The organism is Porphyromonas sp. (genome assembly GCF_030529325.1).
In the GTDB taxonomy this organism is placed as follows: Bacteria; Bacteroidota; Bacteroidia; order Bacteroidales; family Porphyromonadaceae; genus Porphyromonas_A.
On sequence record NZ_JAUMXC010000012.1, the window covers coordinates 21,134 to 35,682 of the forward strand.

Sequence of the window (14,549 nt, forward strand, 5' to 3'; positions counted from 1 at the left end):
AATCTTATATTTTAGAATATTATATCCAATAAGTTTGTTGAGGAGATGTTGATCATGAATCCTGTATACTCAGGTACATATCGACAGACCCCCCCCGAACATTGTAATCCCTCCCTATTACGTCCGAAAGAAGCTCCGACTCGGAGTGATTTCCAAGTAAAATTAGCTCCGGCAGAAAAGTAGTGTATCTTCTTGCCTGCACTCTCGTAGTTGTACATATCACTGACATAGAACACCCAATACGGAGATAGTCCCCATTCGAGAAGTCCCATGATCCACCTCTGATCGTCCTTAGAGTCGCTCCAAGCATGCTGCAACTCCATCCGAAGAGAGTTTTTTCGTGTGATCTTATACAAAATATCCGTCACGAGGACTCCGGTATTCATCTTCATTTTTCCATGTCCGAGGCGACTGAACTCCATACTCTGCTGCCAATCCATGACCATAACGGTCTTCAAAGCCTTATTCCACTTCTTCTCAAGTTCAAGGCCGACTTCAGCAAACGAGAGTTCACCTGACATATCCAAAAACTTATACTGACCCGGGGTATCCTTCGCTACCAATTTCTTGAAATATGATGCATTGAGATTAAAGGAGAGCGGATATCGGTCATTTGAGTTCAAAGGGATGCTCCCGAACACATCGACCTGACCACCAATCTCACCTCCGCCAAGACTCTTTGATGCAGAATGGGGATACAGAGACAAGAGCGCATACTTCTGCAATTTTGTCAGAGATGGGATATAGTTGAGGAAGACAGACTCTGTGTCGGTCAAGTCATCAATGCCCAAACTCATATTTTCAATCGAACGAAACTGAGAGGTAATCCCCAAGCCCTCAAAGTCCAATCCGGCGTTGAACAACAACGCTTGACCCTTGGGAGCTAAGTTAGTGCCATCATGTATCATGTTGTTCCCCTTATAGGTGTATTCTCCACTGAGAGTCAACACACCTTTGCTCAGCTGACCTCTTCCGGAGAAGCCATTGACGCTCCTCGGAGGTTTCAAATGCTCATACTCCAACTTTGAGTGATCGTCCCTCAATATCCAAGCCCCCCCGACAGAGAGTGTATTGACAACATCGTCGGGTAACAAATGAGAGAGAGAGACCTCGGCATCAAGACCATAAACTCTCGAGTGCACGTACCTCATATGCTTACGAGGCAAACCTGCAAAAGTCTTTATGGAGAGCCAATCAAAAGGGCGAAGACGGAGAGAGACTCCCATCAAAGCGGTGTTTATTCCCAGAGCCCTATCCTCATAGGTCCTGAGAAGTAGCCCACTGCCAAACTGTTCATAAAATGAGCCTAATGTCGCTTCAACCTTAGGAGACAGATAGGATGCAAAGCCTTGCATCAGCCTACTACCCTTCAACTCGGAAGGGAATCCCAATAGTGCAGGCTCAAATACATCAAACTGAGCACCCATACGGAAGTTACCTACCCCATAACCGAGGTTCACAAATGTATTGGTGCGAAACTTCCTGTCCTGCTCCGGAATCTTCAGTTCAGAGTCCTTGACATAGACACCGATATTCGACTCCACGCTTACGTTGAAGTGGCTTGGAGTCTGCCCATCCTTTTGTTGAGCAAATCCACTTACCCAACAAAAGGATAGACAAAATAGTATTATCGGCAATATATAGCTCTGATATAAATTCATGCCGATGTTATCAATAACCTATTGCCTGACCGGCTTTTACCTGCTGGACATTCTTCACTTGTCCTTCAGGTTCTTTTACAAAAACAATGACATTGCAGTTTTCAGGCTTTGCCGAACCGATGTTGAATTCGGTGTTGAAGACTTTAGCCTTACCCTTCTCGACGCTGAAGTCCTGTCCAAGAACAGAAGGGCGATAACCACGCAAGATCTGTTTCATCTCGATGACTCCCATATTATCTTGAGCGGCAGTTCTTCCATTTTCAACAAGCGCTGCGACAATCTTGCCATTCAAGTCAATCTTACCTGTCACATGAGCCAGCACTTTGATCTTGTCTCCATCAATCTTTGTATCGATCGAGATAGCGACATCAGAGTTGTTGGGGATCCATTGAGAGAGGAACACCTCTGCTCCGATGTTCCCTATCTTTATCTTTTTCTCTCCGCGATTGACAAATGAGTTTGGAGTTGCGCGTTCCCCTTTTGCCACATAGGTTATAAATGACATCGCATCTCTCCTTGCATCCTCATCAAGTATGTTATCATGGACAGAAGAGAACTCATTATGGATAGCGATGACAATTGCACGATCTGACTTCCCATCGACCTTCTCGATAGTCTCGATTTCCGATTTACAATAACGACAAGTGGTAGCCGTAAGAGTCTCGATCAAGGAACGTCCTGTGATAGTACGGAGATCTACTCCGGAGACAGTAAGCGATTTTTTTGCCTCCTTTCCGTTCCAAACACCGGTCACCTTACGAGTTCCCTTTTGCCGGAGGCGCAAGATATTGCCATCAATAGCTTTCCCATCAAGATAAAAAGTAGCACCTTCTGTTACTTCGAGATCGTTATCCCTGTCCCAGAGAGAAAGTGTGACCAAGTCACCTCCGTCAGCAACGATCGCTGCACGACTTGCTCTTACCTCAAAGTTTGCTTTCTCAGAAAGAGCCTTGACTTTGATGACATTAGACTTTGTGCCCGCAGTATTCTTAGCAAATACCTCAAAGTCTCCGGCAACAGTGCTAACCATACTGTTATCCAACAGCTCCTTTCCCCCGGCTGTGAAAATACAAGAGGCAGTGACATCCTTACCATCTTGATCTATCACAGTGAAGGTCGCGTTGTCCTTGCCGTCAGCGATGATAACTTTTTTACTTGCCGTCAGTGTCAACGAAGGCTCGACAGGGGTAGATTTCCCACTATCACTCTTACATGCTCCTACAAGGACAAACATGGCAAGAGTCAAAAATGTAAATAATACACGTGTGTTCATACCGAATGTTTTTTATAATAGAATTAGGATGAATTGATTTATCTTTCAGTATTCCGCAATGCTCTCTCATTTCGAGAGCACATTCACGTGCGCAAATTTAACTAAGTTTTTGACATTATAAAGTAAAATCAAGACATAATTTTTACTATTTAAACGATTAACGCTATCAGTGAGCCTCAAAACATCAATACACGCACATTAAAAAGAAATAAGTGCAATAAATGATTATCATGGCACTATTGCCTTTCGAAGGCCTTGAAGACATCACATCAGACAAAGAGAAAAAACTCCCTATCATCATTGAGCAAGAAAATGTAAGGTTAACAGTTAATATAATACGACTGCTCTTTGTCGGAATTATCCATAAAATCACTCTTTGCTCTGACAGATCATCGGAAGATCTCCAAAAGACGGAAAAAGCACCAACGCAGGCCATTATATAATTGTAAAAACAGAAGCCCCCACCTATCGGGAAAAACCGATGGGTGGGGGCTTTTATTCTCTGCGTTCAGATTACTCTGCTTGAGGAGCCTCTTCCTCAACGTCTACAAATGTCTCTATACCTGCGTTGATGAGGATGTTGTACCACTTGACGAGCTTTTTGATGTCACCATTGTGTACTCTATCCTTGTCGTAGGATGGATAAACCTCTGTCATGAAAGCCTTGAGTGATGCAGCATCAGCACATACGGTCTTTTCGTCCACGACTGCTCCGCCCTGCTTGGTTTTTATAGCATCCATAACCTGCCCAAGTGGGACATCGTCCTCTTCGGTATAAATAGAGATATCGGCAAGAGAGACGATACGGTCCTTAGCAAAGACCGGAACACGCTTTTGGGCATCGCCTACCTGTTCGACAATGAATGGCATCTTGTTACCCGAAACAATTACGTACAATCCGGGTTTACCTGAGATTGAAAAAACTTCTTTTAGTTTCATTTTCTATTATGTGTAATATTATGCTTGAGTGTTTTTGTCTGTCAGTTCGGAAGCTATACGCTCCAACTGCCTCAGGACAGAACACTTGTTATCGTTATTTATATGATAAGTTGCTCCCTTGATCAATAATGCTTCATCTTGTTGTAGAGCATCTATACGGTCAAATCGCAATGGGTCTCCTACCCCATCTCGGTCAAGCACCCTTGCCCGTCGGACCTCTATCGGGGCTTCGACAGCAATAGTGAGGTCACAAACCGTATCAAACCGAGAAGTAAAAAGGATCGCAGACTCCATAAAGACTGCCTCTGCATCAGAGTGTAGAGACTTCCATCTATCAAAATCAGTCAAAACGGCTCTATGCACAATGCTTTCAAGGGCTTTCTTGATCAAAGGATCTGCCATGGCTGCAGATATCCGGGATTTTTGGAGACTGCCTTGACCATCGATAGGATCAAAACCAAGTAAAGAAGTGACCTCATCCCTGACGTCTGTGTCATAATAGACAGCCTTGGCAACGGTGTCACAATCATATACGGGGTACCCGAGATGCTCAAAATAGCGCATCACGACACTCTTGCCGGAGCCTATCAGTCCACACACGCCTATGATTTTCGGATGGTTCATAGTCGTTACTTTTCTTCGAAGATGTATTCGACCTGATCAAGCTCGGCCTGGATTACTTGCACATAATCCGGATACTTGGTTATTTGAAGTTTGAGCTTCCCTTTGGAGTTACTGTTGTGAATGTCACTTTCCTCAAGCTCCACCATGATGTCGGAAGCAGAGATCTCTCCCACCTTGCTCTCAGGTACCACACACACAACATCCACAAAGGCAGGAAAAAGTCTGAGGACATACTGCTGCCCTGAGTAATTATGAGAGATTGGCACCAAAAATCTACGCTGCACAAGTTGTTCGACAGTGACATTGATCGAAACATGTGACGGCGTCAGCGACACGCCCTCCGGAGCTATCAAAGGCATCTTGAAGCTCGTTGTTGCATCAAATCCGCTGAATGTCAGTGTATCCGTACGTATGACTTTCAGTGTGTCGATATCATTCTTGTTTCCGTAGACAATAACCTTGTCAGGGTCAAGGGTCAAATCTGTGATGATTGTACCCAAAGATGAGATGACCTGTCCCTTAAAATCGATGGGCACTTCCCTTTTTGCCTTTGGTGAATAAGTAAATGATATATACTGAGGACTGAAAGAGATGATAACAGTACGCTTTCCCCCTACACCAAATCGCTTATACAACTCGTTGTCCAGCTCTCCCGTAGACCATTCATAGTAGCCTTCACGACTTTCGTCGGGAGTGAATGACAGCTCGATAGGTTCTATGGCTCCTGACAGGGAGTAGTTGAGCAACTCAAAACCATTATCTCTGACCTCCACTGATATATACTCCGGGATCTCCTCGGATATAGCGATGTCCGAAGGTATCTCACGAACAACGATGGGGATCTTTATGGTTGCATTGTAGGTATCCTGTAAGACCTGTAAGAACCACAGCAACAACGAGACCATGAAAAAAAGAAAAAAAAGAAGGGTCTGCTGTTTTTTTAAAAACCGCAGAACCTTCTTATAATCTTTAAATACTCGTCTGATACCTTTCATATCACAATATTGTCTTGAGGGACAATAGGGAAATGTCTTAGGAGAGACTTCTCCTCGGATTATCGACCTTTACCCGACTGTTCTGAGACGGCATAGACGGAGTTCATATCGACTTTGAACTTCACGCCTTCCCATACCTCTGCGATGATGACACCTGTCTCACGGTTGATATCTCGGATGACACCATAGATACCTCCGGCAGTGATGATCTTATCTCCCACTTTGAGGGCTTCACGCGCCTTTTGTAGGTCTTTTTGCTTTTTAGACTGAGGGCGAATGATGAAGAAGTAGAAGATGACGACCATAAGGACGATCATACCGATCTGCATCAAACCTGAGTTGCCGCCGGCTGCGGCCGTTTGTAATAGGATGTTTAGGAAATTCATTGTCTTATCTATTTATTTGGTTGTGTGTTATCAAGTTGATTCATTCACCAAGGATGACACCTTGTTTCTTCAGGTCGAGCATCATACCATGCAGGATCCCGTTGATGAATGTGGTGCTCTTGGGCGAACTGTAATATCTTGCGAGATTGAGATACTCATTGATGGTTACACGTGTGGCTATACTTGGAAATGCTATCGCTTCTGTGAGAGCAAGTTGGAGGATAATGAAGTCCATCTCACTCACGCGATCACGATCCCAATTCTTGAAATAGCGGCTGATGATATCACGGTACTCATCCTTGTGCTTCATTGCTTTAGCAAGAAGTTCAGGGCCAAACTTCTCCTCTGCCTCACCCATGTAAGGGGGCTTGATGAGCGCACTGAATGACTTTTCTTTCGTCACTCCATTGAACAGCTTTGTGACAAACGTGTAAACTATATCTATATCATCATTGACATACACGGATATGTTCTCAAGACACTGACGATAGTCTTCCGAATTCAATATGTGTGAGCGATAAAAGTCTTTCCAATATTGGCGAGAAGCATCCAAATCCTTACGCCCCTCATCATCCAGGGCCTCACCTTTGGTCACCACTGCACCGACAGCTTTTGTCAAGTACTCTTCCATATCATCACGATTGAAAGCACATGTGCTATACAATGCCATGAAGTCTTCGTCTGCCTCGATGCAATCTATGAGAGCATTGTCAGATAGCCCTCTGAGGATCTCGACCACCTTTTCCTCCGGAGCAATCTTGCTGATCTCTCGCTCCAATCTCTTACGAGAGACGTGCGATACCTGCAAAGGGAGTCCGCAGAGATGGATGTACAGCTGATACGACTTATCCAATGCCAATTTCAACGTAGAGATAGCCTGCGTGCCGGTCATCCCGCTGTTGTGGTAGAAGTTGTATAGTATCTGAAGTACTTTGATCCGAATCAGTAGACGATTTATCATCGAGAAAATTTTATGCTTATGTATTTTAACGTACGTGTACTGCAGCCACTTGTCATGAAAAAAGATCGGCACTTGGCTGCGTGACAATGAAGTAAGTGCAAATTTAATCATTTTACCCCTAATATGCTACACCGATGCGCTAACGTGTCATAAATGTAGATACCGGGAAGGGGATGGTTTACAGCCGAGAGTCCCTACTTGAGATAAAAAAGATGGACACCGAGGGTATGATGTTACCTCACGGTGTCCAATTATTCTTTTCTAAGGGAGAAAATCCTCCGGCAGGCTATTACTTCAAATTGAGTCTTTCGATATACTTGTCGACGAATGCAGCTTCTTCAGAGTCGAAGTACTTATCCTTGATGGTTTGGTAGCACTTCATAGCTTTGTCATTCTGACCAAGAGCTTCATAAGCTAGACCCGCTTTTTTGAGGTAAACGGGAGAGATGACTGCGTTGTCTGCCTTTGCAGCAGCCTTTTCGAAGTATGACACAGCCTCTTGTGTATTACCCTTTTCCACGAGACAGTCCCCGATGAGACCTACTACTGTGGGTGCCAACATCTCATCATCTGCAGAGAACTTCTTCAAGTGCTCCAATGCCTTGTCGTAGTCACCGAGCTTGAAGTAAGAGATACCTGCGTATGCGTGTGCAAGGTTGCCGGACTCTGTAGATCCGTACTTCCTGATGATATCAAGAAATCCCACGGTCTTGGCTCCGTCGCCATTGAGAGCGATAGCAAATGAGTCTATACCGAAGTAGTGCTCAGCTCTGAACATTGCTTCCTTGGCATTCTTTTCCTTTGGGTTAGCGTAGAGATACTTATACGCAAAGAATGCACCTACGAGGATGATCAGCGCAAGGACAGCCACCGTGATGGTCTTCTTGTTGTCCTCGATAAACTTTTCAGATTTCGAAACGATCACACCAACTTCTTGCTCGGGCGTGAGGTTGTCTTGTTGCTTAGGATCTTTACTCATGGTTCCTGCTTATATATTACGTTATTATTTACTCGCTTATGTATCAATAGTAATTGCCTGCAAAAATAACAAATTTACAAGAGATAAAGAGCCTTTAACGTGAAAAAAATGACTTAAAGGCTAAAAATCAGTATCATTGGTCGGATACGATAGGTTCCTACCAAGACGTAGAGAGTGACTATCCGATCCTCAGCGATACTCCCCTATTGGACGGGAAGTGAACACCACAAAGAAATAGACCGAAAAAGGTTGTCTAACTTGATGCGTCAAGTCAGACAACCTTTTTCATCAAGTTAGACACCTTAATTTCGAAGGTTCTATACCTTTTTCTCATATGACCTTAGAAGAGTGCTGTAAGGAGAAGGACACATCGGGGTATATACAAGCGGCGATAAGAAAACCGACTCCACAAAATATCGTTCTCAAAAGCACCCGATCGGGATACAAAAAAGGCCATGGACGAAGAGAGTCTTCATCCATGGCTTTTTGAGGGTCAATATATGTTTCCCTACTTCCTTAGATTGCAGCAGAAGGAAGTGCAAAGAATGTCAAGATGGCGACGAGAAGACCCAAGATAGCATAAAGCTCGGGGAATACCGCCATGACCATACTTGGCACGAGGACATTGTGACCTGAAGCGACACCTGCGATACCTTCGGCACATACTTGAGACTGACGGATAGCAGAGACAAGTGCAAGCACTCCGAGCGCTACTCCGGCACCGAGGATTGCCCAAGCCGATAGCGTAGGCATGCCATCAAAGATCTTTGACTGTACAAGGAAGAAGCCTACGAAGCCGTAAAGACCCTGTGATGAAGGAAGAGCAGCGAGACCGATGTACTTACCCATCTGCGTTGGGTCCTTCTTCATACCGCCTACAACAGCCTTACCACTGATGGTGATACCGATACTACTACCTACACCCGAAAGGATGACCATGAGGGCAACACCCAAGTAAGCTAACATTAAGTTTGTGTCCATAATTCTAATAAGGGATTTTGGTTGTTATTTATAAGTTTTGTTTTTATTAGTCTTGTGAAAGAGAATTTTTCTTCAGTGGAGAGTAAGCCTGTCCCCCACCCTCATAGTCGGAGTTGTTGAAGTACTCCACGAATATGAGTCGGACAGGATGCACGAGCGAACCGATCATCGCAAGTCCGAAGTTGATGGCGTGACCCAGCAAAAGGATGATCAACATCGGGAGCCAGCGCACGTAGATAGGTATGCCGTCTGTCATGGAGATGGCCAAAGTATTGAAAACACTACCGAGGATGGCTCCGGTGAGACCGATAGCGAAAAGACGAATGTACGAGAGGGAGTCTCCAAGCAGACCGGAAGCGGTGTTGTACGCTGTCCAGATAGAACTACCGATATTGAAGAGAATCCCTTTGCCCGGACTGTTGAAAAAGACCATGACAACCGCACACAAGCCTGCTATACCGTATAGTATATAGTTGGAATAGGCCGGTAATTGTATATCAACTTGTGGTAGCCCGAATAGCACTATCGCCAACATTACAATGATAAAGATCACCCATGCGAAGGGTGAAAGGGCATGCCTTGTACCCTTTTGGATCTTAACCTTGTACGCTCCGACGAACTTCGCAACGATGATCTGCACCAACCCCACGGCAATGGCAATGATCATCATGTTGTCTGAGGAGATGAAGAACTTACGAATGGACGCGAGAGCCTCGACCTTTGCAAGCTCTATACCGAAGAATGAGCCGGAGAAAAAGCCGATTACCGCAGCTGCTCCTCCCAACCATTGGAAGAGGGAAAGGACGGGCTTCAGATTTTCTTTGGCTTTGATCTTGAAGAAAGAGCAAAGGATCAGAAGGAAGAGTCCGTAACCTGCATCTCCGAAACACATGGCAAAGAAAAGCATGAAAAACGGAGCGACAAATGGTGTAGGATCGACTTCGTGATAGTTGGGGAGAGAGAAGAGCTTGACGATAGGCTCAAAAACTCCGACAAAGAAGTTGTTTTTGAGTTTTATCGGCACGTTTTCTGTATCCTTGATCTCCAACTGTGCGTATGCATAACCCTCTGCATCAAGAGCTTTCTCCAAGCCTTCGGACTGCTCAGCAGGGATATAACCTTCGAGCACGATGAGCGAATCATCAAACATCGCTTCCCCTTGGAGGAGAGCATTGCTCATGTTGTACACATCTTCGAGTTCCGAAAGATGTCTTTCCAACACAGACTTGTCATGCGAGAGGTACACGAGGGACTCTCGGAGACGCTCGGTCTCTGCAGAGATCTCTTCGACCTCACGTTCGATGTCTGAAAGGCTGCGCATGGGCAGATCCACCCTCTCTGCGGAGATCTTTGGCACCACCCCTGTTGGTGTGACGGTGACAAAGCTGGCGATACGTCGTGCATCACTGATGATGATAGCACCGTACTGTTCTTCCCACTCGGTCTTATACTGAGGTAATGGAATAGTCCAGAATCGGATCTCTTGTCCTGCCTCTGCAAGACGTCGAAGCAACTGTGGATCAAAGTCTCCCCATACTCGGAGCTCGCTCTTGAGTTGGTTGAGCTCATTGACTTTCTTAAGGTTGGCTTCGATCTCAGCATCTATAGTTGCAATGGTCTCTATGTACTTTGATGCGGTACTGAAACTATCTGCAGAGATGTGCAAATATTCGTTCGCAGGCTTGAGCTCCTCCGGCGTAAGACCTGCAATACTCCATATGGAGGTCATGCGATCGATAGTCTGACGCATCTGCTTCTGCTCGGCAAGGAGCGCCTTTATCTCCTCGACCTGCTTGGTATCGTTGTTCTGACGGATATGGACGACACCCAAGTCTCTGAGACGAACGAGAAAATCGGAATACTCTTTATGAAAAATCAAGAAAGAGTATTTATTCATCTTAATTATCATAGTTCGGCCACCTCCTGTTCTTTTTTCTCGATATTAGCACGCATGATCTTCTGAGATGCTTTGGAGAGAGATTCTTCGTCTTCAAGGTATCTCTTGATCTTTCGGATAGCATCCTGATAGCCGGGGATCTGCACCTTCTCAAAAAGGTTTACCTTCTGAGTCGTCTTCTTACGAGCATGCTCAAGGAGTTGCAACTTGAGACGGGTAAACTCTGCTTCGATCCCGAGTTCGGCAAGACCTCTGATGAGACTCATCCCCTCCATAAACCAAGATGGACGATCAGTGAGGCTGAATGGGCGAACGTCATACTCGACACTTTCGAGCACAGGGATAAGTACCCCCGCGATCTTACGCGTAGACATACGCACATCCTTGACACTGATGAGAGAGGCATCAAACTCGTTCCAAAGGGCGACCATGCTGTCGTACGACTGCATATGCTCTTCGAGCTGACGCTCAAGCACCTCGGCCTTATCCTTGGTACGCTTGACTTCCATACGCAAGGCACTCTCCTTACTTTTGATAGTAGGGAGCGCCCTCACACGGATCTTGAGCTGCTTCTCCTGTTGCTGAAGAGAGGTCTTGTTGTATTGAAATTTAATTGCCATGACAGAGTAATATTACTTGAATGGCCAATATTTGTCGACAAATTCTTGACGGATGTTTACCTCCTCGGGAGTGAAGTGATCCGCAAAGAGGTTCCATGCCGTGTCAAGCATAGCGGTAGTATTCTGATTTACGTCGATAGCCAAGAGGCTGTTTGAATATTCCTTTGCAAAAGCAAGCGAACGCTCATCGTAGTCTGTGAGGTCAAAACCGTTTTCCAACTTGGTCTGAGCATTGGCAGCATCGGCATAAAGACGCACAGCAGCATTCATCACCTGTGGGTGATCTGCTCTTGTATCCTTACCGATGACGAGCTGTTTGAGACGTGAGAGGCTTCGGAATGGGTCGACGATGACCTTACCGATCTCACTGTCACGACGCAAGTACAACTGCCCCTCTGTGATATATCCGGTATTGTCGGGAACAGCGTGGGTAATATCCCCGCCTGAGAGGGTGGTCACGGCAATAATAGTAATAGATCCACCTGTCGGGAACTGCACAGCCTTCTCATATATCTTCGCAAGGTCAGAGTAAAGCGAACCCGGCATCGCGTCCTTGGATGGGATCTGGTCCATCTTGTTGGAGACGATGGCAAGAGCATCGGCATAGTTGGTCATATCCGTAAGGAGCACAAGTACCTTTTCATGCTTCTCTACCGCAAAGTACTCTGCCGCAGCAAGAGCCATATCAGGAATAAGGACACGTTCGATAGAAGGGTCTTCCGTGGTGTTGATGAAGCTGACGATACGGTCAAGAGCTCCTGCGTTGGAGAAGGTATTCTTAAAGTATAAGTAGTCATCATTGGTGAGTCCCATACCTCCGAGGATGATCTTGTCTGACTCTGCACGGAGCGCCACCGTTGCCATGACTTGGTTGAATGGTTGGTCAGGGTCAGCAAAGAATGGGATCTTCTGCCCTGTCACCAAAGTATTGTTGAGGTCGATACCTGAGATACCCGTAGCGATGAGTTCGGACGGTTGTTCACGACGAACAGGGTTGACCGAAGGTCCACCGATCTCAATCTCTTTTCCCTCAAGCTCCGGACCGCCATCGATAGGATCACCGTAAGCATTGAGGAAACGACCTGCAAGGTTTTCACTAACCTTCAGTGAAGGAGACTTGCCAAGGAATACCACTTCCGCATTGGTACGAATATCCTCTGTACCGGCAAACACCTGCAGCGTCACTTCTTCACCTTGGATGCTCACCACCTGGGCAAGTTTACCATCGATGGTAGCCAACTCATCATAGCCCACACCTTGAGCGTTCAGAGCACAAGTAGCTTTTGTGATCTTGGAAATCTTTGTGTATATCTTTTGAAATGCCTTTGTAGCCATAACGTTTACTATTTTACTTCATTTCAGGCGTAGTGACAGCCTCCTCTATTAGTCTCTCTTGGAGAAGCGCAACAAGTTGAGCCTCGTACTTCTCAAACTGTGCACTCTTGAACTCACTATAGTTCATCTGCTTCAAGACGTTTATGATACGCTTGAAGAACTCGCTCACTTCGACAAATTCCTCAAAACGGAACTTCATGTTACAGATGTCTATGACCTTTTTGAGCATCACTTCCTGGCGCTCGAGCGGTGTCACACAGTCGATATCATCGAAAGCATCCTGTTGGAGGATCACAAAGTCGATGAGCTCCGACTTCCAGAATATCTCGTGATATTCTACGGGCACACCATCATCACCAAGGATGTTGATCTGCTCGGCGATCTCCTTACCTCTCTGCATACGAGTCTTAGCCTCGTTGACCATAGGTATCCAGTTCTCCCCGACAAGTTCAGTGATGTATTCGCCAAACTCAGGATACTCCAAATACTTCGAATAACTATCTATCGGATTGACAGCAGGGTATCTCTTTCGGTCTGCACGCGCCTGCTCAAGGGCATAGAAACAACGTGCCACCTTCTTTGTGTTCTCTGTCACAGGCTCCTTGAGGTTACCCCCTGCAGGAGACACCGTACCGATGAAAGTCACCGAACCCGTCTTACCATTTTTAAGTTGAACGTAGCCCGCACGAGCGTAGAAGTTGGCAATGATTGCCGACAAGTCCATTGGGAAAGCGTCAGGCCCGGGGAGTTCTTCAAGACGGTTGGACATCTCTCTGAGCGCCTGAGCCCAACGAGAAGTAGAGTCCGCCATGAGAAGCACCTTGAGTCCCATCGCACGATAATACTCGGCTATTGTCATCGCAGTGTACACCGAAGCCTCACGAGCCGCTACCGGCATGTTCGAAGTATTTGCGATGATGATCGTACGCTCCATGAGCTTGCGACCAGTGTGAGGGTCCACGAGCTCAGGGAACTCCTTAAAGATCTCCACGATCTCATTGGCACGCTCACCACAAGCAGCGATGATCACAATATCCGCTTCTGCCTGCTTGGAGATAGCATGCTGCAAGACCGTCTTACCCGTACCGAAAGGACCGGGGATAAATCCTGTACCACCCTCTACGATAGGATTCATGGTATCGATGATACGCACTCCGGTTTCGAGAAGTTTGTAAGGTCTTGGTTTGTCGACATGGACGAGGATAGGCTTCTTCACCGGCCAACGCTGCACCATAGACACCTCAATGTCCTTACCCTGAGGATCTGTGAGTACGGCAATGATGTGATCTACGGTATAGTCACCCTCGGCAACGATGCTCTTTATCTTGTATGAGCCTTCAAGTATGAAAGGCGTCATGATACGGTGGGGTTGGAAGTTCTCATCCACCTCTCCGAGCCAAGAGCCGGCTACTACTGTGTCACCCTCTTTTGCAAGGGGGATGAAGTGCCATTTCTTTTCTCTGTCGAGGGGATCGGTATAGTCCCCTCTCTTGAGGAATACACCCTCCATCTTATCGAGGTCATTTTGTAGTCCGTCGAAGTTTTTCGACAACATACCCGGTCCCAACTGCACCTCGAGCATGTGTTGCTCAAAAGTGGCTTCATCACCGACCTTCATTCCTCGTGTACTGTCAAATACCTGGACATAGGCATTCTTACCGATGACTTTGATGACCTCAGCCATAAGTGCTCTACCACGTACAGAGACAAAACAGATCTCATTTTGTGCTACCGGACCATCGACCTCTATGGTGACGAGGTTCGACACGATCCCTTTCACGACGCCTTTAGTTTTCATTACTTGGATATTGTATCTTGTGTTTTTTATTTCAAATATTTCCGTGCCCCACGATCACACCGGGGCGGTGCCTTATGGAGATTCAGTAACGGACAAAAGC

The 14,549-nt window shown here is 46.1% G+C and carries 13 protein-coding genes; all 13 read right to left on the reverse strand.

Features of this window, described 5'->3' with window-relative positions; genetic code table 11:
* Positions 1-11: 11 nt before the first annotated feature.
* Positions 12-1,661: a DUF6029 family protein gene (locus Q4A14_RS03280; RefSeq protein WP_303169914.1), complete on the reverse strand. Its 1,650-nt coding sequence runs from the start codon at positions 1,659-1,661 to the stop codon at positions 12-14.
* Positions 1,662-1,671: 10 nt separating this feature from the next.
* Entirely contained in the window at positions 1,672-2,934 is a 1,263-nt protein-coding gene (locus Q4A14_RS03285; RefSeq protein WP_303169915.1) for an Omp28-related outer membrane protein, read from the reverse strand.
* A 513-nt stretch (positions 2,935-3,447) separates the two neighbouring features.
* Positions 3,448-3,873, reverse strand: a complete 426-nt coding sequence (locus tag Q4A14_RS03290) for a DUF5606 domain-containing protein (RefSeq protein ID WP_303169916.1) — start codon at positions 3,871-3,873, stop codon at positions 3,448-3,450.
* 18 nt (positions 3,874-3,891) lie between these two features.
* On the reverse strand, positions 3,892-4,497 hold the full coding sequence (locus Q4A14_RS03295; RefSeq protein WP_303169918.1) for a dephospho-CoA kinase: 606 nt from the start codon (positions 4,495-4,497) through the stop codon (positions 3,892-3,894).
* Positions 4,498-4,502: 5 nt separating this feature from the next.
* A complete protein-coding gene (locus tag Q4A14_RS03300; protein ID WP_303169920.1) occupies positions 4,503-5,390 on the reverse strand; it encodes a CdaR family protein in 888 nt (295 codons plus the stop codon).
* Positions 5,391-5,551: 161 nt separating this feature from the next.
* Positions 5,552-5,878, reverse strand: coding sequence for a preprotein translocase subunit YajC (yajC, locus tag Q4A14_RS03305; RefSeq protein WP_303169921.1), 327 nt, complete (start codon positions 5,876-5,878; stop codon positions 5,552-5,554).
* Between the two features lie 40 nt (positions 5,879-5,918).
* Positions 5,919-6,839 (reverse strand): transcription antitermination factor NusB, encoded by a 921-nt coding sequence (locus Q4A14_RS03310; RefSeq protein WP_303169922.1) that lies wholly within the window; start codon positions 6,837-6,839, stop codon positions 5,919-5,921.
* A gap of 289 nt (positions 6,840-7,128) precedes the next feature.
* Positions 7,129-7,818 (reverse strand): tetratricopeptide repeat protein, encoded by a 690-nt coding sequence (locus Q4A14_RS03315; protein ID WP_303169923.1) that lies wholly within the window; start codon positions 7,816-7,818, stop codon positions 7,129-7,131.
* Positions 7,819-8,334: 516 nt separating this feature from the next.
* Entirely contained in the window at positions 8,335-8,799 is a 465-nt protein-coding gene (locus Q4A14_RS03320) for an ATPase (protein ID WP_303169924.1), read from the reverse strand.
* 46 nt (positions 8,800-8,845) lie between these two features.
* On the reverse strand, positions 8,846-10,696 hold the full coding sequence (locus Q4A14_RS03325) for a V-type ATP synthase subunit I (RefSeq protein ID WP_303169925.1): 1,851 nt from the start codon (positions 10,694-10,696) through the stop codon (positions 8,846-8,848).
* A gap of 8 nt (positions 10,697-10,704) precedes the next feature.
* On the reverse strand, positions 10,705-11,316 hold the full coding sequence (locus tag Q4A14_RS03330; RefSeq protein ID WP_303169926.1) for a V-type ATP synthase subunit D: 612 nt from the start codon (positions 11,314-11,316) through the stop codon (positions 10,705-10,707).
* A gap of 12 nt (positions 11,317-11,328) precedes the next feature.
* Positions 11,329-12,651 carry a V-type ATP synthase subunit B gene (locus Q4A14_RS03335; RefSeq protein ID WP_303169928.1) on the reverse strand — a complete coding sequence of 441 codons (1,323 nt, stop codon included), beginning with the start codon at positions 12,649-12,651 and terminating at the stop codon, positions 11,329-11,331.
* A 13-nt stretch (positions 12,652-12,664) separates the two neighbouring features.
* Entirely contained in the window at positions 12,665-14,449 is a 1,785-nt protein-coding gene (locus Q4A14_RS03340; RefSeq protein ID WP_303169930.1) for a V-type ATP synthase subunit A, read from the reverse strand.
* Between the last annotated feature and the right edge of the window lie 100 nt (positions 14,450-14,549).